Source organism: Tardiphaga sp. 768_D3_N2_1, assembly GCF_052076105.1.
In the GTDB taxonomy this organism is placed as follows: domain Bacteria; phylum Pseudomonadota; class Alphaproteobacteria; order Rhizobiales; family Xanthobacteraceae; genus Tardiphaga.
In genome coordinates this window covers 4,221,339-4,243,409 of the sequence record NZ_CP197245.1, presented here as the reverse complement: position 1 = coordinate 4,243,409, position 22,071 = coordinate 4,221,339, and the positions used below count along the sequence as shown (strand labels likewise).

Here is a 22,071-nt window from a genome sequence, read left to right as displayed (position 1 = left end):
GAAAATTGACAGTTCTAAATTGGAACTATAGTCTTCGCGCAAGAGGCTGCAAGGCAGGATCTTCTCCGCTTGAGCCGATTATCAAAGACGGTCAGCTGAATGACCGTCGGGAGGAAACAGATGCGCGGTCTGTCCGCGAAGTCCGAAGGACTTCCGACGGAGCGATGCTGTGCCCGATCGCGCGGAAGCAGCATCCTCATTGCGAGCCGCCCAGGCGCTGCGGCTGCCGAACGCGTTGCGCATCGACGCGCAGGGGAGACAGTCGCATGGGCAGTGTAGCCGGGAACGGCGAATTCATCAGGATCGTCGGCGGTCGCGTGCTGTCCAACACTGTCGTCCGCACGCCGGTGATCCGGATTGAAAGCTTCCGCAGGGACGTATCGAAGCGGGTTCAATGGCACTTCAAGCAACCGGAACTGGCGCTCTTCTTCTATAGGAGGGGCGCGCGGAAGCTGCGTGGCAAGATGGATGGCCGATCGTTCGACCAGCAGCTCGCCGGCAACCTGGCCGTTTATCCGGCTGGCCTGGAGATCGATGGCGAATTCACCGTCACATCGGCCAGGTCGGAATATACGGTCGTGTTCTTCGACCAGACGTTCATATCGGACCGACTTCCATGCTTTTCTGCAGCGCCGAGATTAGGTTTTGACAATCCCGCAATCACTTTCGGACTGGAAGAACTATGCGGCGAGCCGCATCATGACGACGTCTATGCGATGATGGCAGAGGGGTGGGCAATCCAGACACTTGCCTTTCTGCAGAGGATGAGCGGCACTGACGCACCGCTTGGCAACCGGGGCGGCCTCACCCAACGCAATCTCAAAAGGATCTCCGAGTTCGTCGAGGAAAACATCGGACGGTCGATCGGATTGACGGAAATGGCTTCGCTGGTCGGATTGAGTACTCGACATTTCATTCGGGCGTTCTCCGAAAGTACCGGCGATACTCCGCATCAATACGTCATCGGGCGGCGCATCGAGAGAGCCAAGTGCCTCCTTGTCAGCGAGAAGTATTCGCTGACGGAAATCGGACTGGCGGTCGGCTTCAGCCATTCGCAGCATTTCACGACGAAGTTCAAGAAACATACAGGGGTTTGTCCCTCGCACTTCCGTGCTGCGACGCGAGGATAACAGCGCAGGGAAGACGATGTCGCTTTCACGTTGATCCGGCACTTTCTGGCAAGTCACTCCGTCAGCTCTCCTCTAACACATCCGCTCAAAGGCGCGCCTTGCGCCGAAAGCAGCGGGAATGGAGCGCATGCCGGGACCTCTTTCGGGAGTTCGAGTACTCGATCTGACCAGCGTCGTATCGGGTCCATTTGCAACGATGTTCCTGGCGGACCAAGGCGCCGAGGTCATCAAGATCGAGCCGCTTGGCGGCGACATTACGCGCCGCAGTCGGGCTGCGATCGACAAGGCCGGGCAATTCTCGGCACTCTTTATCTCGTCGAACCGCGGCAAGCGCTCCATTTCACTTGATATGAAGAGCGAAGCCGGTGTGCAGATCGTCAGGAAGCTTGTCGCCGAATCCGATGTTCTCGTTCAGAACTTCCGTCCGGGCACGATGGAGCGTCTTGGGCTCGGGGCTGACGAGCTCCGGAACCAGTATCCGCGCCTCATCTATGTATCGATCAGTGGCGTCGGTGAAACCGGACCTTACGCGAAGAAGCGCGTCTACGATCCGATCGTGCAGGGGTTGTCGGGCTTCGCGGACATCCAGTCGCAAGCCGGCACCAACCGGCCCCAGATGATCCGGACGATCGTCGCCGACAAGACGACGGCCGTACTCACCGCGCAGGCGGTCTCCTCCGCGCTATATGCGCGTGAGAAAACCGGGCGCGGCGACCACATTCGCGTTGCGATGCTCGACGCCATGCTGTCATTTCTGTGGCCCGAAGGCATGATGCAACACACTGTTGTCGGTGCGGAAGCCACGTCCCCGGACCCGAACGATCGCCCCGACCTCATCTTCAAGACCAAAGACGGCTACATAACCGCCGGTACGATCTCGGATTCCGAGTGGCAAGGCTTTTGTCGGGCGACCGACGACCCTGAGCTCGTCAAGGACGAGAGGTTTGCGACGCCGGCGGGGCGATCGGTCAATGCCACCGCGCGCATCAACAAGATGCAGGAATACATCGCCAATCGGACCACGGTCGAATGGCTGGCCAGGCTGGACGCGGAGGACGTTCCGTGCGCGCCGGTGCTGCGGCGAAGCGAAATCGTTGCAAACGAGCAGGTCGTCGCGCGGGGGATCATCGAAGAGCTGGACCAGCCGTCAGTTGGCCGCGTACGTCAGCCGAAACCCGCGGCCCGGTTCGAAGAGCGTCCGGCGACCATAACAGGACCGGCGCCCCGCATCGGCGAACATAGTCGGGAGATCCTGCGTGATCTCGGATTCGACGATGAAGCGATCACCGCGATGAACGTGTCGAAGGTCGTTCGAATTGAAGGCGAGGGACGTTAACATGACCGATAAGAAACAGGTGGCGCTCCTGGTGGGGGCGGGAGACGCGATTGGTGCGGCTGTGGCGCGACGATTTGCGCAAGGAGGATACACAGTCTGCATTGCGCGTCGTGAAGCCGAAAAGTCGGCGGCCCTGGTCGACGAACTGCGCGCGCAAGGCCACGATGTCCACGCAAAGTCAACCGACGCCCGGAACGAGGAGGAGGTCCAGCGACTGTTCCGGACGGTCGAGGAAGAGATCGGCCCGATCGCGGTGTGTCTGTTCAATGCCGGATCCAATGTGCAGAAGCCGCTGCTGGAGACGACGGAGAAGCTTTTCTTCAAGGCCTGGGAATTGGCCTGCTGCGCGGGCTTTCTGGTCGGACGCGAAGCGGCGAGGTACATGGTCCCGCGCGGCGCCGGCACGATGCTGTTCACCGGCGCGACCGCCAGTGTTCGTGGCGGCAGCGGGTTCGCCGCCTTCTCGGCGGCCAAATTCGGTCTCCGGGCTGTTGCGCAGTCCATGGCGCGCGAGCTTGGGCCGAAGAATATCCACGTCGTGCACCTGCTGATCGATGCGGGTGTCGACAGCGAGGCGATCCATGAGCGGATGCGTATGCGGGGTCTGGATCCTGCGGCCCGCCAACCCGACAGTCTTACGACGACCGCGTCGATCGCGGAGGCGTACTGGTTCGCGCACGCGCAGAAGCGGGATGGATGGACGCATGAGCTGGATCTTCGGCCGGCTGCGGAGAAATGGTGATGAGCCCGGAACTCGTATTGTGGGGCGTTGGTACCAGCCGCACCATCCGGCCTCATTGGGCGCTTCACGAATTGAAGTTGCCTTACACCCGAAAGCCGATCCTTCCGCGGACCGGGGAAACCGAGACGCCGGAATATACGGCGCTCAATCCACGGCAAAAGGTGCCGCTTCTCCAGGACCGCGACCTCATCATCGGAGAGAGTGCCGCGATCATCGCCTATCTGGCGAGAACCTACCCTGACCAGACCGTATCTCTGGTCCCTCAAGATCAGGACGCCTATGCGAAGTGGCTCGAATGGTGCTTCTTCATCGTGACGGAGCTCGACTCGACGAGCCTGTATGTGATGAGGCGACACGGTAACATCAAAGGGCTGTCTCATATCTATGGTGACGCGCCGGAAGTCGTCGCGCAGGCTGCGGAATACTTCAGAAAGCAACTGAAACATGTCGACGCCGCTCTGTCGGACGGGCGCCACTACCTCCTGGGCGATCAATTCACGACGGCAGACATCCTGCTGACAACCTGTCTCACTTGGGCGATCGACTATCAGGTGCCGATCTGCGACAGCACGGCGCCGTATCTCGACCGTGTCCTGCAGAGGCCAGCCTATCAGGAAGCTTCAGCAGCGAATAAGCCGGGCTCGTAATCAAAGCCGGGTCCGCGCGCAGCGGCGGTCGTACATCGGGGCTCGCCGGTCCGCGATCGTTGCCGGCCGTTACATGTGACCAGGCTCACGCCAATCAAAAATCGATAACGAGCATGCAGGGGAGGACAACCAGAATGACTCTATCTCGCCGATCTTTGCTGGGCGCAGCGGCGTCCGCCGTTGCCTTTCCGTCCATAGCGCGCTCGGCGAGCGACGCATGGCCGCAGCGTCCGATCAAGATCGTCGTTGGATTTGCTCCTGGCGGACAGACCGACGTCTATGCCCGATTGTACGGCGAATTCATCGGGAGCCAGACCGGTGTGCCGGTTGTCGTCGAAAACAAGACGGGAGCACTTGGTTCGATCGCCGGGGCCGAAGTGAAGCGCGCAGCCCCGGACGGATACACGATCCTCTTCAATACGTCCGGAGCGATGACGGTGAACCGCGTTCTGGTCAAGGATCTAACTTACGATACGGACAGGGACTTCCAGCTGGTTTCGGCGATGCCGACGGGCGGATTACCGCTCATCGTAAGCAAGAAATTGGGCGTGTCCGATCTCGATGGTTTCCTGCGCCACGCACGCGCAACGGGACGGGTCACCCTGGGAACCTTCGGCGTTGGCTCGCCTGCGCATCTCACGATCCTCGCGCTCAACAGACAGTATGGTTTGAACATCGAGCCCATTCACTACCGCGGCGAGGCGCCCATGTTTACGGACGTCGTGGCGCAGACTGTAGACGGCGGTGTCGGAACGATCGTCGGTGCACAGCCCGTTCTGCAGTCCGGGAGCGGTCAGGTGATTGCTGTCCCGCGGAAGCGATTGACGACCTTTCCCGACGTCAAGACGTTTGCCGAGCAAGGGGCAGAGTCTCCGCTCTTCGGTCTGATGACCTATCAATGCTGCGCGGTGCCGGTTGGTACGCCGACGGCGATCGTCGAACGCCTGTCGGACCTCATCATGCGGGCGGCGCAGACCGAGAAGGTCAAAACGATGTTCCAGACGTTTGGAATCGATGAAGGACCAATGCCGATAGCAGCAACGCGCGAATTATATACGCGCGAGGCGCCAGTCTGGATCGAGCTTGCAAGGCAAGCGATTGCGGATCGGAAGACGTAAGGCTGCATTGCTCTGGCCGACGTTTCAGGGGGCGGGGGCGTAACGCAAATTAGCCGCGCCCGGCGAACGGATTTTGCGATTGACAGTTCTATAAAAGAACGCACTAATCAGGATCAACGAATATAGCGATCGAGTGATCGCACGCCGCTCAGGCGCGGTCGAAAACGGGAGAATCATGCGGCGTTGAGGTTCGACGGCGTTAGCTGTCGCGTCTTCGCTGAAGACACCATCAGGCATCACAGCCCAATCCGGCCGGCTTCCCGTGAGCCGAGCACGCGCTGACGAGGAAAATCGTCACTCATGAATATGAAAAAGGTGAGCGAAAGAGCTTGCCGTATTGGAGGGAGCGAATAATGGCGAGCAAGGTGTTTGTGGGGCTTTCGTTTGCGGCGGCGGTCTTCGGCATGCAGGCGCAGGCCGAGACTGTCGGAGTAACCGATACCGAAATCAAAATTGGAGCAACCTTCCCATATAGTGGTCCGGCATCGCCGCTGAGCAACACGGGCAAGGGGCTCATTGCTTACGTCAACTCAATCAACGATCGCGGTGGCATTGGCGGCAAGAAGATCAATCTGATCACTTATGATGATGCGTATAGCCCGCCGAAAACGGTTGAGCAGACACGCAAGCTGGTTGAAAGTGACGAAGTTGCCTTCATGTTTAGTCCGCTGGGTACTCCGGGAATCGCGGCCACCATCAAATACGTGAACTTGAAGAAAGTCCCCCACTTGTTTGTGGTGAGCGGTGTCAACAAGTTCACGAACTTCAAAGAATTCCCGATGACGACGACCGGCCTGCCGAGCTACGACACCGAGGGCAAGATTTACGCGAAATATATCACGAAGACGCTGCCGGATGCGAAGATCGCGCTACTTTACCAGAATGACGATTTGGGGAAGGACTTCCTCGCCGCGTTTAAGGAATACTTGAAGGACAGCTTTGACAAGAAAGTCGTGGCGTCCGCCTACGAACTGAGCGAGCCGACCGTCGATACGCATGTCGTGAATCTGAAAGCATCGGGCGCTGGAGCATTCCTTGTTGCCGGCACACCGAAATTCGCTGCGCAGGCTATCAAGAAAGCGTTCGACATTGGCTGGAAGCCGCTGTTCCTGATCAATTATGTTTCAAGCTCGGTCGCTTCAACAATCGTGCCGGCGGGGCCCGAAAAGGCAATCGGCATTGTAGCGGCGACCATCGCAAAGGATCCAAGCGACAAGAAGTGGGTGGATGATGCCGGCATCCAATGGTACAAGTCTCACTTCGCGAAATATCTGCCCGGTGCCGACATCGGTGATGCGAATTATGTGTTTGGAACGGAGCAGGGCCAGATCCTGGAGCAGATTCTGAAACAGTGCGCTGGCGATTATTCCCGCGAGAATATTGTAAAGCAGGCGCGCAATATTCGAGGTCTATCCCTGCCGACCTTGATGCCGGGAATTACCATCAATACCGGACCACAGAACAGCATGGCATATACCCAGCTTCAGTTGCAGCGCTGGAGTGGAACTTCCTGGGAGCAGTTCGGTGGTCTTCTTGATGCGACTTCGGAATGATGAGGTCGTCGCCAGGTCCGCGCCGATTTCGATGCGGACCTGGTATCTTACGCGCGGCTGACCTTGGTCGTGCGAGCTTTTGAAATGTTGGCCTTGGGGGCAACAGCCTCGCGGGCGCCGGGGCCCGGATGGACGTGGACCTCCTTGGCAAACACTGGCTCGCCGCATTCCGAGCAGATCATGAGCGGATCGAAGTGCTTGCCGCATAACTTGTGCTCGTGAAGCATCGGCCGGCCGCGGGAGTCGACCATGTGCACATTGCCCCAATGAACGACCGACATGATGATCGGATAGAGGTCCAGTCCCTTTTGCGTCAGGATGTACTCGTATCGCTTGGGTGAATCCATGTAGGGAATACGCCGGAGCACGCCAAAGCGTACGAGTTTCTTGAGCCTGTCGGCCAGAAGGTGTCGTGTAATTCCTAGCGAAGTCTGGAAGGCGTCAAACCGGCGCTTGCGCAGGAAGCATTCGCGCAAAATCATCAAGGTCCAGCGGTCGCCAATCACCGCGACAGTGCGGGCCAGCGAGCACGGCTCCTCCTCAAGTGCATCCCATTTCATTCAGCGTCTCCGGACCCGGGTATTCGTCACATTCTATTTTGGTACGTACCTCAAAACAATACGCATCTCCGGATTCCGGTTCCGAGGCCTGCTTTTGCGTTGACAGTTCTAAAATAGAACTTTAGCGTCCACGTCGCGGCGGAGGTTTGATCCCGCCCGCCAAGATTAAAGAGGAGGCGCCGTTGACCGATCGACCACAGCCGGAATTCCATTTCGATTTCGGCAGCCCGAACGCCTATCTCGCGGAAGCTGCCCTTTCGGGAATTGAGCAGCGCACCGGCGTCAAATTTGAATATATCCCGGTGCTGCTGGGCGGGATCTACAAGGCCACCGGCAACATGTCGCCGGCCGAGTCGTTGCGCGGGATCAAGAACAAACCTGAATATCAGAGGCTCGAGTCCGAGCGCTTCATCCGGCGGCACGGCATTACGAAGTTCAGGAATAATCCGTTCTTCCCGGTCAACACGCTCATGCTCATGCGCGGTGCTGTCGCGGCAAAGTTCGAAGGTCTGTTCGATCCGTATTTCAGGGCTGCCTATCACCACATGTGGGAAGAGCCGAAGAAGATGGACGATCCGGCGGTATTCGTGGCGGCTTTCAAGGAGTCGGGCATCGACATCGACAGGCTGATCGCCCGCGCCCAGCAGGACGACGTCAAGCAGAAGCTGATCAAGGACACGAATGACGCGGTGGCCCGCGGATCGTTCGGGTCGCCGACCTTCTTCGTCGGTAACGAGATGTTCTTTGGCAAGGACAGTCTCAGGGATGTGGAAGAGGCGATCGTAGAGCAGGCGTCTGTCCTGAAAACGAGGACGGCCTAGGTTACCCGACCATACGATCCAGAGGCTGCGATGAAGCAGCTCGTTTTCCGGGAGGACGAAGATGTTGAAGACGGTGGAAGCCGATCAGGCAACGCGCATACTGTCCGCGCTGCCACGCCGCATAGATCAGGTCATCGACCGCCATGCTGTCGAAACGCCCGATCGGATCGCGCTGATCGACGATGAAGGCAGCATGACCTATGGTCAGTTGCATGAGGCCGTCGCGGATATTGCCCGTGATCTCACCAAGCTCGGCATCAGGCCCGGCGACCGGCTGATGATCGTCAGCGAGAACAGCATTCCGCTCGCAGGTCTTCTGCTCGCGGCAAGTCGCCTCGATGTCTGGGCGATCGTCGTCAATCCGCGGCTGTCCGCTCGTGAGCTGGATCAGATCAGGGATCACAGCGGCGCGCGCCGTGTGTTTCTGACGGCCGGTGTGTCCAGGGAAGCGGCGGGCCATGCCGCGCGGTATGAAGCCCAAACGCATCAGATCGGTCCGCTACCGGAGGTGGCCGTTACCGCTCTCAACGAGGCTACGTCACCCGAGCCAGTGGAGGACAGCCCGAAAGATCAGGTGGCTGTTCTCATTTATACGTCGGGCACGACCGGCACGCCCAAAGGCGTGATGCTGACGCACGAGAATCTGCTCTTCAGCGCCAAGACCACGGCCGAGATCCGCCGCATGACGCCATCTGACAAGCAGTACATTGTCCTCCCGATCTCGCACATCGTCGGCATTTCGTTGCTGGTGATGACCTTGATGACGGGCGCGCCCGTCCGGTTGGCGAGCAAGTATGATCCGGCCGCGCTGGCCAAGGCGATCTCGGACGAAGGCATTACGATCCTGAATGGCGTGCCGGCGACCTATCAGCGATTGCTGGAATACAAATCGATTACCGGCTTGAGCAAACTTGATCGGGGCTCTCTGCGTCTTATTGCGGTCGCAGGCGCGCCGCTCGACCTGGATTTGAAGTCGCGCGTGGAGCGCGAACTCGGGCTCTCGCTGTTGAACGGCTATGGCATCACCGAATGCTCACCCGGATTGTCCGGCGTGCGGATCGATGCGCCGCGCGACGATCAGGCGGTTGGTCCGCTGCTGCCGGGTGTCGAGGCGAAGATTTTGGGCCTCGACGGATCGCTCAAGACTGCCGGCGAGGTCGGGGAGCTTCATGTCCGCGGGCGGAATGTGATGCGCGGCTATTATCGGGCGCCGGATCTGACTGCGAAGGCGATCGATCCGGACGGCTGGTTCAACACTGGCGATCTGGCACGCTTCGAGGGGGATTGTCTCTTCATCGTCGGCCGTACCAAGGAAATGATCATCCGCTCGGGTTTCAACGTCTATCCCGCCGAGATCGAGGCGGTGTTGAGTACGCATGCCTCGGTCGTGCAGTGCGCGGTCGTGGGGCGTCCGGTGGACGGTAACGAGGAGGTCGTTGCCTTTGTGCAGCTTCTTCAGGGGACCGAGACAACGGTCTCCGATCTGATGGCGCATGTCAGTCCTCAGCTCACATCCTACAAGCGCCCGTCGGAGATCATCGTGCTGCCGGCACTGCCGGCCACATCCACGGGCAAGATTCTGAAGCACAAGCTGGCGGAATCGCTGCGCAGCTAAGCAGATTGCGGCGGCATTCGTCGCCGCATACTCGCATCCGGGAGAACTCAGTTGAAAAAACGCAATGCAACGGTAGCCGTCGTTGGCGCAGGTGACTTCATCGGCGGCGAGATCGCCAAGAAATTCGCTGCGGAAGGTTTCACGGTCTTCGTGGGGCGCCGCCAGGGCGAAAAGCTCGAGCCGCTGATCAAGGAGATCGAGGCTGCGGGGGGCACCGTGTTTGGGCGTGCTCTCGATGCGCGCAAGGAAGAGGAGATGGTGAAATTCATCGCCGACGCCGACGCCCATGCGCCGCTGGAGATCTGTGTTTTCAACATCGGTGCCAACGTCAACTTCCCGATCGTCGAGACGACGGAACGCGTGTTTCGCAAGGTCTGGGAGATGGCGTGTTACTCCGGATTCCTGGCCGGCCGCGAGGCGGCGCGGGCGATGCTCGCGCACGGAAAGGGCAATATCTTCTTCACGGGCGCGACGGCAAGTCTGCGGGGCGGCAACGGCTTTGCTGCCTTCGCCAGCGCGAAGTTCGGTCTGCGCGCCGTCGCCCAGTCGATGGCGCGGGAGCTCGGCCCCAAGAACATCCATGTCGCACATCTCGTCATCGACTCCAGCGTCGATACGGAATGGGTGCGGCAGCTGATCACCAGTCGCGAAGGGCCTCAGGCAATGGAAAACCTCGATCCGAACCGTTTGATGCGGCCGGCTGCTGTCGCCGAGGCTTACTGGGCACTTTACCAGCAGCCGCGTGACGCATGGACGTTCGAGCACGAGATCCGCCCATTCGGCGAGAAGTGGTAGGCATCGCCATGGAGCTCAAGCTCTCCAGCGAAGATGCCGCCTTTCGCGATGAGGTCCGGTCGTTCATCGCGGAAAACTACCCGCAGGAAATGCGGGTTCTCAACCCGGAGACGGATCTGAGCAAGGAGCAATCGCTGCTTTGGCATCGGATCCTTCACAGGAAGGGATGGATTGCTCCGCTATGGCCGAAGGAATATGGCGGCCCGGGCTGGTCACTCACGCAGCGCTTTATATGGGAGCAGGAAACGTCGCGGGCGGGAACCTTGCCGCCTCTCGCCTTCAGCGTGACCATGGTCGGGCCGGTGATCTACACATTCGGCACTGATGCCCAGAAGCAGAGGTTCCTGCCGCGGATATTGTCGGGCGAGGACTGGTGGTGCCAGGGATATTCAGAGCCGGGATCGGGATCTGATCTTGCTTCGGTACGCACCAAGGCCGTGCGCGACGGCGATCACTACATCGTCAATGGTCACAAGACCTGGACGACCCTCGCGCAGCATGCCGACTGGATCTTCTGCCTTGTCCGCACTGATCCGGCGGCAAAGCCGCAGGCCGGAATCTCGTTCCTGCTGATCGACATGAAAACGCCGGGTGTGACGGTTCGGCCGATCATCACGATCGACGGCTCGCACGAGGTCAACGATGTTTTCCTCGAAAATGTCCGCGTCCCCGTCGGGAATCTGATCGGCGAGGAAAACAAGGGGTGGACCTATGCCAAATTCCTGCTCGGCAACGAGCGGACCAGCATGGCTGGCATCGGTCGCTCGACGCGGTATCTTCGCCGCTTGAAGGATATCGTCAGAACCGAAGTGCCGGAGGATGATCCCGCATCGGGTGAGTTCGAGCGGGATATCGCGCGGGTTGAACTCGACATTCTGGCGCTCGAGGCGACTGAATTGCGGGTCGTTGCGCAAATGGCGCGCGGGATTGATCCCGGTGCGGCGGCTTCCCTGTTCAAGATCAGGGGCACCGAGATCTTTCAGCGCATTACCGATCTCACCCATCGTGCGATGGGATATGACGGCCTGGCGCTGCGCGAGCCGGCCGGCGGCGATAACATATTCATGCCGGGTCCCGCTTATGGACATACCGCAACCGAGAAGTATCTGAATTCCCGCAAGTTGAGCATCTACGGCGGTTCAAACGAAATCCAGCGCAACATCATCGCAAAGGCGGTGCTCGGTCTCTGAGCCGGGCCACAGGGAGCACGCGTTCATGGACATCCAGTTGACCGAAGAGCAGGAGCTCCTGCGCAACAGCGTTCAGAGGCTTCTCAAGGACGAATACAGCTTCGACATTCGACGCGACATCGTTGCCAGTAACGAAGGATGGAGCCGCGATCACTGGAGGAAGTTCGCTGACCTTGGTCTTCTTGCGGCGCCTTTTTCCGAGGAGTTCGGTGGCTTCGGTGATGGCCCGCTGGCAACGATGATTGTCATGCAGGAGTTCGGCCGCAGTCTCGTCGTCGAGCCATTCATGGAGACGGTCGTGCTGGCTGGCGGCTTGATTGAGGCCGAAGGGTCTGACGCGCAGCGTCACGCATATCTACCAATCATCGCTGGCGGTGGTGAGATCTGGGCGCTGGCATGGGCTGAGCAGGGCTCTCGCTACGACCTCGGCAATGTGTCCACGAGCGCCCGCAGGCGTGGGGACGATTTCATCTTATCGGGTACAAAGACGGCGGTCATTGGCGCGCCATGGGCAGACAAGTTAATCGTCTCCGCGCGTATGAGCGGCGACCGCCGCGATCACGACGGTGTCAGCCTCTTCATTGTCGACCGCCAGTCGGCTGGGCTGCATTTGCAAAGCTTCAAGACGGTCGATGGCCGTCGGGCGGCGGAGATAACGCTGAAGGATGTTTGCGTGCCGGCCAGCGGTCTTCTTGGCGCCGAAGGACAAGGCACCGCAATTCTGGAGCGATGTCGTGACCGCGCCATCGGGGCGCTATGCGCAGAGGCCGTCGGCGCGATGACCGAACTCAATGCATCGACGCTCGACTACAGCAAGACGCGTAAACAGTTCGGCGTCGCACTCGGAACATTCCAGGTTCTGCAGCATCGCATGGTCGACATGTTCGTCGCTCTTCAGGAGGCGCTCTCGCTGACGCAGCATCTCGTGCTCAGCCTGAGCGATGGCGAGACCGGCGTCTCGAAGCTGGCATCCGGCGCAAAAGCGAAGGTCGGTTATGCAGCGCGCTTCGTCGGCGAACAGGCCATCCAGTTGCACGGCGGCATGGGCATGAGTGACGAACTCAATGTGGGCCATTATTTCAAGCGGATCGGCGCCATCGATATCCTGTTCGGAGATCCCGCATTCCACCTCATGCGCTTCGCTCGCACGTCGTGGAACCTCACTCGGAAGGAGCCTGAAGGGCGCCTTTCAAAGCCGAAGTCTTGACGACGACAATCCAGACGCTCTCAAGCGCAGCGAACGCCGTGTTACATCGGCGTAAGTTTGCGAGTTCCTCATCGAAAATCAGTTAACTGAAACAGCACAAGCCGGAGACGATCATGAGAACTGCCATCACCGACCTGTTCGGCATCGAGCATCCGATCATCCAGGGTGGTATGCATTATGTGGGATTCGCCGAACTGGCTGCCGCGGTCTCGAATGCCGGCGGCCTCGGCATCATCACCGGACTGACGCAGCGCACTCCCGAGAATCTCGCGAAGGAAATTGCGCGCTGCCACGACATGACCGACAAGCCGTTCGGCGTGAATCTCACTTTCTTGCCGACTTTCGATGCGCCGCCCTATCCGGAATACATCGCGGCCATCAAGGAAGGTGGGATCAAGGCCGTTGAAACCGCCGGCCGAAGCCCGGAGCAATATATGCCGGCTCTGAAAGAAGCAGGGATCAAGGTCATCCACAAATGCACCTCCGTCCGCCATTCTCTCAAGGCGGAGAAAATCGGCTGTGACGCCGTGAGCGTCGATGGTTTCGAATGCGGCGGTCATCCCGGCGAAGACGATATGCCCAACATGATCCTGCTGCCGCGTGCTGCGGAGGAGTTGAAGATCCCGTTCGTTGCGTCAGGTGGCATGGCGGATGCGCGCAGTCTCGTCGCAGCTCTTGCGATGGGCGCCGCGGGCATGAACATGGGAACGCGGTTTGTCGCGACCAAGGAAGCTCCGGTCCATCAGAACGTCAAGGATGCGATCGTGAAGGCGTCGGAGCTCGATACGCGGCTTGTGATGCGCTCGCTGAAAAACACGGAGCGCGTCCTCAACAATGCCGGTGTCGAGCGGTTGATCGCTACGGAACGTGAGAAAGGTGATTCGTTGGTCATCGGCGACATCATCAATGAAGTCGCGGGCGTCTATCCGAAGGTCATGGTGAATGGTGAGATGGACGCCGGTGCCTGGAGCTGCGGCATGGTGGCCGGACTCATCAATGATATCCCGACCGTCAAGGAGTTGATCGACCGCATCATGGCGGATGCGGAGAAGATCATTCGCCAGCGCCTGACCGGATTTCTCGATGCATCGTCAGGGAAGCCGCTGCGTGCCGCAGCCCAGGGAATGGTGGTCGCCTAACCAATATCTTGAGGTCGTAGTCACCAAACGCTGTTAAATGGCACAACCGGGGCGCACCTGACGGGCAGGGCGCCTTTTGCGGCGTGAATGGCCGCTTTGTGCCGAAGATAACGGCGGCGTTTCCGAAACCCTGCGAAAAATCTGGTAGAACCTGAGGCAATACTTCTATGCTGCGCCGCGAGATATGGTTTCCAAGCAGGTGCAATGGTGAGCCGAGAGATATTCTTCGGACCGTTCCGCTTTGACGCAGCTACCCGTACACTATGGGACGGAGGCGTCCCGGTTCGGCTTGGCGCTCGCGCGTTAGCCATTCTGCAAGTCCTCCTTGAAGCGCCCGGCGCAACCGTCAGTCGGAGCGCCTTGATCAAGAGCGCATGGCCAGGCTTGCACGTTGATCAAAGTAATTTGCGGGTCCAGATCTCAGGGCTGAGAAAAGCTCTGCGTGATTACGGCGCCGCAATTCAAGCTGATCCATCTCAGGGCTATCGTTTCGACGCCAATGCTGTGAAAGAGCCGGTCATCCGTCGCTCTGAAAACCAGCCCCGGTTCGGCATTCCTGGAATTGTTGTCAAGCCAATCGGGCGTGAGGCGGCAGCGGATGGGATTCATGAGCTTCTCAATAGTCGGCGACTTGTGACGATCCTTGGATCGGGTGGCATCGGGAAGACAACGATTGCATTGCAGGTCGCGAACGACCGGGCCGCAAACTACGCCGATGGCGCCTACTTTGTCGATCTTGGTCGAGTATCCTCAATTGACCTTGTCTACACCGCATTGGCGAATGCGATCGGGTTGAGAGTAACGGACTGGCCGGGCATCGAACAAATCGTGTTAGCGCTCCGCGACAGGCGAATGCTTCTGATCCTGGACTGTTGTGAGCATGTGCTGGGTCCGGTGGCCAGACTCGTTGCCAGCTTCCTCGCTAAAACGGCGTATGTGGATATTCTCATTACGACGCGAGAGCCGCTGCAGCTTGATGATGAAGCCATCTGGCGACTCGCCCCCCTTACAGTTCCCCCGAAGGCTGCCGAAGCGCATACGGATAACGTCAAGACCTATTCGTCAGTCCAACTATTCTTGAAGTGCCTGCATCAGCGGGCGGCGAAGCTGCATTTCGATGATCGCCAAGCTGCTGCTGTCGCGGAGATTTGCCGGCGCCTCGATGGGATCCCACTGGCAATTGAAATTGCCGCTTCGATTGCCGCTGTGCTTGGCTTCGAGGAAACATTACGCAGCCTGAACGAAAAATCGTCAGTGATCAATGTCGACCGAAGAAGCACTGTTCCCCGTCAACGGTCGTTGTTCTCGACGATTGACTGGAGCTATAATCTTCTGTCCGAGGCAGAACAATCCGCTCTGCGACACATCGCTTGCTTTGCTGGGACCTTCTCGCTTGACGCCGGTATCGCCGTGGCAAGCAGCGACCAACTCTGCGCGTCCGCTGCGCGCGACGCCATTATTGGACTGTCTCACCGCTCACTTCTCTCCTCCGACCCGGACTCGATACACGCGGAGTATCGTCTGCTGGATACGACGAGAGCATATGTAGCTCAGTTGTATTTCCCTAGCAGAGACATGGCGCAAAGACGCCACGCGGAATACTTCCTCCGACTGCTCGACGGCATCGACTGGGACCTTTACGACGAGACATCTGAGAATACCAAAATGCTGGGATACCTGGACGAGGTCCGGGTGGCTCTTGACTGGGCGTTTTCGTCAGATCCTGAACTCGGCGTAAAACTTGTTATCGCAGCGGAGCGGCTTTGGCTTGCGCTCACCTCGCTGGTTCAAGGGGTCCCTTATCTAACCAAGGCGTTTCATCTCGTCGATGATAGTTCAGCGTTTGATGCCGCCGTGCGGCCGCGCTTGCTGGTGTCACTTGCATCCGCGCAGGTATACCTGCCGGGATTCGAGGGAGCGAGCTTGTATGAGCGTGCCTGGCACGCGGCGCAAGCCGCAGAAGATGACTTCCTGGAGCTACGGGCCCTCTACGGTATTATCCAGAATATGCTTCTCACTCGCCGCCAGGCGACACGTCATCTCGATGCCTTTGCCAAGGCGGCGGAGCGATCCAATGCTCCTGATGTGCACTATCTTCTTCAACGAATAACCGCATTCAACGATTTTGAAACCTCTGCCATACGATCGGCCCATGAGAGGTTCGAGATGTTCCTGCAGGACTGCCCGTCGATTTCTAGAAGCGCCTACTTGTATTTCGGAGGAATCGACTCGTTCATCTCCTGCAAAATCGGGTTGGCGCTTGCCAAACACTATATGGGGTATTGCGAACAGGCATTGTCGCTTGCGAACACAGCGGTTGATGAGGCCGAGGCAAAAGGACATCTGACAACCACCTATTTTGCTCTTGCTCAAGGTGCAACATGGGTCAACATATCCTCGGGGGAATTTCACCGTGCACGCAGCTGCCTGCAAAAATTGGAGGAAGTGTCGCGGCACTACCGGCCCTGGCATGCGGTTGCCGAGGCATTTCGAGCACTTCTTCTCAGATATGCTGACGGGGACGCTGAATCCTCCGAACGCATCCTGACTTCCTGTTTGGCAGATGAGTTTATAATTAAGACCGGTTCTCTTCATCCAATCTTGTGGATCGAACTCGCGGACGCGCGACGAATTGTTGGCGATCTGGACGGTGCAGAATCTGCCCTCATGACGGCAATGAGCCAGTGCCTGGGTCCGTCCGATGTTCGTCTCATCGGTAAGCACCACCCAATCCTCGCCAAGGTGCTCATTGCTCGTAACCGGCCCGGGGATGTGGATACGGCACGCGAACTGTTCAGACAAGCAATCGGGCTAAGCAAGTTGCACGATTTCTATCTCTATGAGTGCGAAGCTGCTGTCGGCCTCGCCGAGCTTGAGTTGAACATGAGACGACCGTGGGCGGCTCGCAATGCACTTATCGATCTCCTGTCGAATTTACAGGACAGATCACGCGTGCCGTTTCTCTCTCGCGCTCAATCTATCCTCGCCGGGATTAACGTGCCCTGATGCTCGCGAACTGCGACCACTCGGAGAAACGGATGCTCAAGAGCTTCCAGATCATCCACGGTTAGGCCTACAGTCTCAAACAAAGCGGAGAAGGCGGTACTCCGGCGGGCTGATCTCATGATTCACGATCAAGAAGGACTTGTTGGCGAGCGCGACAACCGCCTCGCGAACGATGGACGCATCTCTGACGTCATCAGCCGCGGCCGCAACCGCATCATCGAGGGTGAAAGCACCTGCAAAAAGCGCCAAATGACGTAGCACCGCTCGTTCGTTGACTGGAAGGAGATTGCTGCTCCAGTGTAAAGTTGAGGACAGAGAATGCTGTATAGGGTTGGTGGCTTGGCGATCGGACTCCAAAACGGACAAACGTTGATCCAGATTGCGGAGGATCTCGCCAATGTCGAGGGTGCCGACCATGGAGGCCGTCATTTCGATGGCTAATGGAATTCCGTCCAGACGTCGGCAGACCTCGACGACGGCCGATGCGGTGTCGTCGTCGAACCTAAAGTCGTCCGAAACTTCGGTCGCGATTCTTATAAAGAGCTGAACTGCAGAGTATCGTGCAGCATTCACCGCGGTATTACTCGGAGAGGGCGGCGGCACGTCGAGCGGTTCGAGCTGCCAGACGAATTCAGCTCCAACTCTCAAGGTCTCTCGGGACGTTGCCAGGATCCAGACTTCATTGGAGAAGCTCAGAACCTGCTCGACCAGCAACGCTACCGCATCGATAGAGTGTTCGCAGGAGTCAATGACCAGTAGTAGGCGTCTATCCTGCAGCGCGACCTTTATTTGCTCAAGGGCAGGCGCCTCCCGGGCGGAAAGGTCGAGCGCGCGCGCCAGGGCTTCGCAAATCTGATCGCCGCGCGCAATCCTGTTAAGATCGACGAAGCAGGTTTCATCCGCAAATGTATCGGCTAGTCGACGTGCAATCGCGAGCGCGACCGTTGTCTTTCCGATGCCGCCAGGGCCAAGGATCGTTACCAGACGGCATTCTTTGAGAAGGCTAACTATATCCGAAACCACATCGTCGCGACCAACAGGCTCGGTGAGAAGCCCTGGCGCCAAGAAGCATCGCTGCTGGGTGCTGCGATACGGATCATTCGGCACCGTTTCTCCGAGAAAGCGATAGCCCAACGAAGATTCGGTCCTGATCAATCCCTCGCAGCCGCGCAGTGCTTTTCGCAAAGTGGAAATTTGTACTTTGAGATTTGCGTCGTCTACACGGCCATCAGGCCACACCCGCTCTAGCAGTTCACGTTTCCCTACAAGACGTCCGGGGGTCTCGGTGAGCACGCTCAGAATTGCCAGCGCCCGGGCTCCAACTTGTAATAAGATATCCCCTTCCCACAACATTCGCCGATCTCGATCGAACCGGTATGGTCCGAATGAAATTCTCACGTCGGGCCTATGTGCAGGACGCTGGTCGGTGTTTTTACCGCTCGTTGAGCTCGTTGGAGCGATTGATCGAGACGCCACCTTCACCGGGATAACCCGGTTTGCATCAGAGGCGAAGCGCCGGAGGGGGCGCTCTGCAGATTTGGCTTATCAGCCAGTGCCTCTGAACGACGACATCGCATAGTTCGACCAATCCATGGATCAAAATCGGCAAGAGCTATTCGAGCAAGACTTTAACCAGGAGTCTACACGCCGAAGGGCTAAAGTGCACGGGCCCCGACTACAACAGACATTTCGCCGCAGCACTGCCCCGGGTGAAATTTCCCGCGGACAGTGAGCGGCGGTTTGGCTATCTGCAAGCTGCGGATTATTTCTCGGCGATTTCGGCTATTTTTTGGGCATACTGTGGATCGCCATGCGCATCACCTCGACGCCACCTTCGGCAAGCTCTGGAAGCTTGGCGAACCAGTCCTGCACATAGGGCATGGCGTTATGTGCGTCGAAATCGGCTTGACTGGCAAAAATCTCGTAAAAGATGAAATGCCCCGGTTTGGTGCGATCTTCCTGGAGAAAATAGACCAGGTTCTTGGGATCGGCGCGAACCAGGTCGATGAGAGGCAAGGTAGCTGCCCGCAGAGCATCTTCCTTTCCAGGCTTGGCTCGCACCTGGGCGACTACTGAATAGGCGCCTTCGCGAATATCCTGGTAGCGCACATGTGGGGCCTGCTGAGCGACTGCCGCCGACGCCGGAAGGGACAGCGGCAGGGCCAACAGCGCCGTGGCGAGCGAATTGCGACGGATCGTTTGCATCATGGGTGCCTTCACATCGTTGTCACGAACATCTGGCCAGTGCGACAAGCGGCCGTTCATCCGCCGGATCTTGTCCATCAGCGTGTGATAGTCTGCTGCCGTTTCGCCAAGGCTTGGGCAAAACGTTGCTTGACGGGACCCAGCGCTTTTACAAATTCGAGCTGCTCGCCTTCCGGACCCTTGCAATAGATCAGTTCCCAGCCGTCCGACGGCGCCTCGGTGACCCGGTTCGTGTTGGCGCTGCGGGGAGCTGCCTTGCGGTCTGCCTCGGTCATGACCCGGACGGTGCGGTTCGCTCTCACCTGCGTCATGCCCCGGCGCGCGGATTCTGCCTCGAGGTCGGCGATGAACTTGTTGAAGTCGACGTCGTCGCGAACATAGAAGCAGATGTGCATCATACGCGGAAAAGCGGGGCTCATGTGCTGCACTGGCTCAGCAAAGCTCCTGGAGCTACCCATGGGCTGATCCGCGTCTCGATACTGGAGTAACTCGATCACCACATTGTCGAACTGGATGAAGCGAACATCGAGCCGCTGCGCTCCACCGCGCAGGTCGGGAACACCGATCGTCCGGGGATTGACCCCGCGTGCGTTCGCCTCGATTTCCTGGTCGGCCAGCAGCGTGTTCTGCACCCCATCGCCCTGGAAGTCGCCATGGCGGAAAACTTCGGTACCGCCCAGCACCTCGGTGTAGAACTGATAGGCCCGCTCCATATTCTGGACGGTCAGCCCGAAATGCTGAACGCCCTGGAGCCGCGCGCCGAGCGGTGCCTCGTTGCGCTCGGCCGCGGACATTCCGCCGGTGTCCGGTGCAGCGGCCGGTGCGGCCGTCGGTGTGCCGCCGATCGCCAGCCCTGCGATCATGGCTACGCCGGCTGTTCGAAGCGCGGCCCGGCGGCCTATTTCAGGGGCGTTCTGTGGTTCATCTGTCATTTCTGTCTCCTTGGTCGTTCGGTTGAATTTGCCTGCCCATCCAGCATTGGGAACGACGCCCGACTAGAATGAACTTGCTGCGATTTCGGGCAGCTCAATCGACCCCGATAAGAGGGGCCGCGGGGCTGACGAGGCCAGCCGAACGGAGTTCGCGCCAGAAATCGGCGGGTATGGATTCCTCGAGCGCGGCGCGATCCTCTGCGATACGGCTCGGACGGCTCGCACCCGGAATGACGGCCGCAACTACCGGATTTGCGAGCGCAAACTGCAGGCCTGCGGCCTTCATGCTGACGCCATAGCGGTCGGCAATCGCCTTGATCCGCGCTACCTTGTCGATGATCTCCGGAGGCGCCGGTGCATACTCGAAGTTCGGACCGCCGACGAGCGCTCCGGAGCTGTAGGGGCCGCCGACAACGATGGCGAGCTCATGCTCGGCGACCATCGGCATCACCCGCTGGAGCGCACGGGCATGGTCGAGAAGTGTGTAACGGCCCGCGAGCAGGAAGCCGTCGGGGCGCGGATCGTCGAGCGCAAGCAGGAGTTCAATGGGTTCGATCCGGTTGACACCAAGTCCCCAAGCCTTGATCACGCCCTCGTCGCGTAGCTGGTCAAGCGCCTTGAATGCGCCCTTGCGCGCACTTTCGAACACCGCCAGCCACTCGTCGCCATAAAAATCCTGCGCGACGTCGTGCACGAAGGCGATATCGATGCGGTCGGTGCCCAGCCGCCTCAGGCTGTCCTCGATAGAGCGCAACGTCGCATCTTTCGAATAGTCGTTGACGATCTTGTTCGGGCGCCCATGTTTGAACACGTCGCCTTTCTCGCCGAGATCACGGGCATCGACATCCTCGATCTCATCTAGGATCACGCGTCCGACTTTGGTGCTGATGACATAATCGCCACGCGGCCTGCCAGCGAGGGCGGCGCCCATACGGATCTCCGCGAGCCCCGCGCCGTAGAACGGTGCGTTGTCGAAGTACCGAATGCCGTCGTCCCACGCTGCATTCACCGTCGCGAGCGCTTCCTGCTCCGGGATGTCGCGAAACATGTTCCCGAGTGGCGCCGCACCGAAACCCAGCTTGCCGGGCAGTATGTCCTTGAGTGCCATATGGCATGTCCTCTGTTTCGGGCTGACCAGGTCATCCGTCGAGGGATAACCGTGAGAACATCGACCTCGGCCATCGACGCTCTGCCGCGTCAACTTCAGTCAGAAGCGGATGTGTCTGCGCTCTTTATGAACGCTGCGACCTCGCGCGGATGCGACAGCATCACAGCGTGGCTGCTTTTCAGCTCAGCCACTTTCGCGCCCGAGCGCCGGGCCATATTGCGTTGCGCGGTCGGGGGGATCATATGATCCTCACTTGTCACCATGTAGTAAGTCGGCTTCGCCTTCCAGGCCACACGACCGACTTTGGTCTGCACCGCCTGCAATCCCCACGGGAGTTGCGCAGCACTCATGAAGCGGGTTGTGGCGGCATCAACATCGGCCGCAAATGACGAGGGGAATTTATCGGCCTCGACGAAGAGGTAATTCCCTTCAGCGACGATCGGAGCCTTGTGTTCGCCGGCTGGCGCAGGCGCTTCTGCGAGTGTACTCACCGACTCCCCGGCCTCGGGAGCAAATGCCGCGAGATAGACGAGGCTTCGGACCTTTGGATTGTCGCCTGCTTCGGTGATGACCATTCCTCCGTATGAGTGCCCGACGAGAACAACCGGGTGCCGGGCCTTGGCGATCACACGTTCGGTTTCGGCGACATCGTCGCGAAGCGAGATCGTTGGCTGCTGGACGACGAGTACCTCATAGCCGGCACTTGAAAGTATGTCGTAGGTGCTCTTCCAGCCCGACCCGTCGACGAAGGCGCCATGGACAAGGACAATGGAAACGGTTCTCTCGGCCGAGGCCGCAGGGACGACTTGAGCGGCGACGATCGATATTGCGGCAAGCGCGGAGATAATCGGCTTCATAACAGGCTCCACTCCTCGATGGGCGGCAATTTCTGTTCGATGAGCGCCATCACTAGATCACGCGTACATTCCGGTATTTCCGATTCCTGCGCGATGAGGGTCGAATCCTG

19 protein-coding genes are annotated in these 22,071 nt (G+C 59.0%); 13 read left to right on the top strand and 6 right to left on the bottom strand.

Annotation, left to right across the window (positions count from 1 at the left end; all coding sequences use genetic code 11):
- Positions 1-317 precede the first annotated feature (317 nt).
- From AB8A27_RS19890 to AB8A27_RS19865, 6 genes are all read left to right on the top strand, one after another.
- Positions 318-1,130, top strand: coding sequence for a helix-turn-helix domain-containing protein (locus AB8A27_RS19890; RefSeq protein ID WP_441243408.1), 813 nt, complete (start codon positions 318-320; stop codon positions 1,128-1,130).
- Between the two features lie 127 nt (positions 1,131-1,257).
- On the top strand, positions 1,258-2,466 hold the full coding sequence (locus AB8A27_RS19885; protein ID WP_441243407.1) for a CaiB/BaiF CoA transferase family protein: 1,209 nt from the start codon (positions 1,258-1,260) through the stop codon (positions 2,464-2,466).
- A gap of 1 nt (position 2,467) precedes the next feature.
- Positions 2,468-3,208 carry an SDR family NAD(P)-dependent oxidoreductase gene (locus AB8A27_RS19880; RefSeq protein ID WP_441243406.1) on the top strand — a complete coding sequence of 247 codons (741 nt, stop codon included), beginning with the start codon at positions 2,468-2,470 and terminating at the stop codon, positions 3,206-3,208.
- Complete coding sequence (locus tag AB8A27_RS19875) at positions 3,208-3,855, top strand: glutathione S-transferase family protein (RefSeq protein WP_175500412.1); 648 nt, start codon at positions 3,208-3,210, stop codon at positions 3,853-3,855. The genes AB8A27_RS19880 and AB8A27_RS19875 overlap by 1 nt, the downstream gene beginning before the upstream one ends.
- Before the next feature lie 59 nt (positions 3,856-3,914).
- A complete protein-coding gene (locus AB8A27_RS19870; RefSeq protein ID WP_441243405.1) occupies positions 3,915-4,973 on the top strand; it encodes a Bug family tripartite tricarboxylate transporter substrate binding protein in 1,059 nt (352 codons plus the stop codon).
- 353 nt (positions 4,974-5,326) lie between these two features.
- Positions 5,327-6,526, top strand: coding sequence for an ABC transporter substrate-binding protein (locus AB8A27_RS19865; RefSeq protein ID WP_441243404.1), 1,200 nt, complete (start codon positions 5,327-5,329; stop codon positions 6,524-6,526).
- 47 nt (positions 6,527-6,573) lie between these two features.
- Here AB8A27_RS19865 and AB8A27_RS19860 read toward each other — a convergent pair whose 3' ends face one another.
- Positions 6,574-7,086: a winged helix-turn-helix transcriptional regulator gene (locus AB8A27_RS19860; protein ID WP_441243403.1), complete on the bottom strand. Its 513-nt coding sequence runs from the start codon at positions 7,084-7,086 to the stop codon at positions 6,574-6,576.
- A gap of 182 nt (positions 7,087-7,268) precedes the next feature.
- Between AB8A27_RS19860 and AB8A27_RS19855 the strand changes: the two genes are divergently transcribed.
- From AB8A27_RS19855 to AB8A27_RS19825, 7 genes are all read left to right on the top strand, one after another.
- The gene (locus AB8A27_RS19855; RefSeq protein ID WP_441243402.1) at positions 7,269-7,907 is read left to right on the top strand and encodes a 2-hydroxychromene-2-carboxylate isomerase; all 639 of its coding nucleotides are present in this window, start codon (positions 7,269-7,271) and stop codon (positions 7,905-7,907) included.
- 61 nt (positions 7,908-7,968) lie between these two features.
- Positions 7,969-9,522, top strand: coding sequence for a class I adenylate-forming enzyme family protein (locus AB8A27_RS19850; RefSeq protein WP_441243401.1), 1,554 nt, complete (start codon positions 7,969-7,971; stop codon positions 9,520-9,522).
- A gap of 51 nt (positions 9,523-9,573) precedes the next feature.
- Positions 9,574-10,317, top strand: coding sequence for an SDR family NAD(P)-dependent oxidoreductase (locus AB8A27_RS19845; protein WP_441243400.1), 744 nt, complete (start codon positions 9,574-9,576; stop codon positions 10,315-10,317).
- 8 nt (positions 10,318-10,325) lie between these two features.
- Positions 10,326-11,507 (top strand): acyl-CoA dehydrogenase family protein, encoded by a 1,182-nt coding sequence (locus AB8A27_RS19840; protein WP_441243399.1) that lies wholly within the window; start codon positions 10,326-10,328, stop codon positions 11,505-11,507.
- A 25-nt stretch (positions 11,508-11,532) separates the two neighbouring features.
- Positions 11,533-12,714, top strand: a complete 1,182-nt coding sequence (locus tag AB8A27_RS19835) for an acyl-CoA dehydrogenase family protein (RefSeq protein WP_441243398.1) — start codon at positions 11,533-11,535, stop codon at positions 12,712-12,714.
- Positions 12,715-12,827: 113 nt separating this feature from the next.
- Positions 12,828-13,853, top strand: a complete 1,026-nt coding sequence (locus AB8A27_RS19830) for an NAD(P)H-dependent flavin oxidoreductase (RefSeq protein ID WP_441243397.1) — start codon at positions 12,828-12,830, stop codon at positions 13,851-13,853.
- Between the two features lie 204 nt (positions 13,854-14,057).
- A complete protein-coding gene (locus AB8A27_RS19825) occupies positions 14,058-16,859 on the top strand; it encodes an ATP-binding protein (protein ID WP_441243396.1) in 2,802 nt (933 codons plus the stop codon).
- 75 nt (positions 16,860-16,934) lie between these two features.
- On the opposite strand, the gene AB8A27_RS19820 is transcribed toward AB8A27_RS19825, so the two are convergent.
- The 5 genes from AB8A27_RS19820 to AB8A27_RS19800 all read right to left on the bottom strand — a co-directional run bounded on the left by AB8A27_RS19820 (position 16,935) and on the right by AB8A27_RS19800 (position 21,961).
- A complete protein-coding gene (locus tag AB8A27_RS19820; protein WP_441243395.1) occupies positions 16,935-18,212 on the bottom strand; it encodes an ATP-binding protein in 1,278 nt (425 codons plus the stop codon).
- A 429-nt stretch (positions 18,213-18,641) separates the two neighbouring features.
- Positions 18,642-19,142, bottom strand: a complete 501-nt coding sequence (locus tag AB8A27_RS19815) for a putative quinol monooxygenase (RefSeq protein ID WP_441243394.1) — start codon at positions 19,140-19,142, stop codon at positions 18,642-18,644.
- Positions 19,142-19,996: a VOC family protein gene (locus AB8A27_RS19810; RefSeq protein WP_441243393.1), complete on the bottom strand. Its 855-nt coding sequence runs from the start codon at positions 19,994-19,996 to the stop codon at positions 19,142-19,144. Before AB8A27_RS19810 ends, AB8A27_RS19815 begins: the two co-directional genes overlap by 1 nt.
- A gap of 94 nt (positions 19,997-20,090) precedes the next feature.
- On the bottom strand, positions 20,091-21,104 hold the full coding sequence (locus AB8A27_RS19805) for an aldo/keto reductase (protein ID WP_441243392.1): 1,014 nt from the start codon (positions 21,102-21,104) through the stop codon (positions 20,091-20,093).
- A gap of 95 nt (positions 21,105-21,199) precedes the next feature.
- On the bottom strand, positions 21,200-21,961 hold the full coding sequence (locus AB8A27_RS19800; protein ID WP_441243391.1) for an alpha/beta hydrolase: 762 nt from the start codon (positions 21,959-21,961) through the stop codon (positions 21,200-21,202).
- Positions 21,962-22,071: the final 110 nt, after the last annotated feature.

Bases quoted from the DNA above. Each gene is read 5' to 3' on its own strand.
- AB8A27_RS19825 (WP_441243396.1), top strand. From the start codon at position 14,058: ATGGTGAGCCGAGAGATATTCTTCGGACCGTTCCGCTTTGACGCAGCT.
- AB8A27_RS19880 (WP_441243406.1), top strand. From the start codon at position 2,468: ATGACCGATAAGAAACAGGTGGCGCTCCTGGTGGGGGCGGGAGACGCG.
- AB8A27_RS19800 (WP_441243391.1), bottom strand. From the start codon at position 21,961: ATGAAGCCGATTATCTCCGCGCTTGCCGCAATATCGATCGTCGCCGCT.
- AB8A27_RS19840 (WP_441243399.1), top strand. From the start codon at position 10,326: ATGGAGCTCAAGCTCTCCAGCGAAGATGCCGCCTTTCGCGATGAGGTC.
- AB8A27_RS19885 (WP_441243407.1), top strand. From the start codon at position 1,258: ATGCCGGGACCTCTTTCGGGAGTTCGAGTACTCGATCTGACCAGCGTC.
- AB8A27_RS19875 (WP_175500412.1), top strand. From the start codon at position 3,208: ATGAGCCCGGAACTCGTATTGTGGGGCGTTGGTACCAGCCGCACCATC.
- AB8A27_RS19830 (WP_441243397.1), top strand. From the start codon at position 12,828: ATGAGAACTGCCATCACCGACCTGTTCGGCATCGAGCATCCGATCATC.
- AB8A27_RS19805 (WP_441243392.1), bottom strand. From the start codon at position 21,104: ATGGCACTCAAGGACATACTGCCCGGCAAGCTGGGTTTCGGTGCGGCG.
- AB8A27_RS19835 (WP_441243398.1), top strand. From the start codon at position 11,533: ATGGACATCCAGTTGACCGAAGAGCAGGAGCTCCTGCGCAACAGCGTT.
- AB8A27_RS19860 (WP_441243403.1), bottom strand. From the start codon at position 7,086: ATGAAATGGGATGCACTTGAGGAGGAGCCGTGCTCGCTGGCCCGCACT.
- AB8A27_RS19850 (WP_441243401.1), top strand. From the start codon at position 7,969: ATGTTGAAGACGGTGGAAGCCGATCAGGCAACGCGCATACTGTCCGCG.
- AB8A27_RS19865 (WP_441243404.1), top strand. From the start codon at position 5,327: ATGGCGAGCAAGGTGTTTGTGGGGCTTTCGTTTGCGGCGGCGGTCTTC.
- AB8A27_RS19810 (WP_441243393.1), bottom strand. From the start codon at position 19,996: ATGACAGATGAACCACAGAACGCCCCTGAAATAGGCCGCCGGGCCGCG.
- AB8A27_RS19815 (WP_441243394.1), bottom strand. From the start codon at position 19,142: ATGGACAAGATCCGGCGGATGAACGGCCGCTTGTCGCACTGGCCAGAT.
- AB8A27_RS19820 (WP_441243395.1), bottom strand. From the start codon at position 18,212: ATGTTGTGGGAAGGGGATATCTTATTACAAGTTGGAGCCCGGGCGCTG.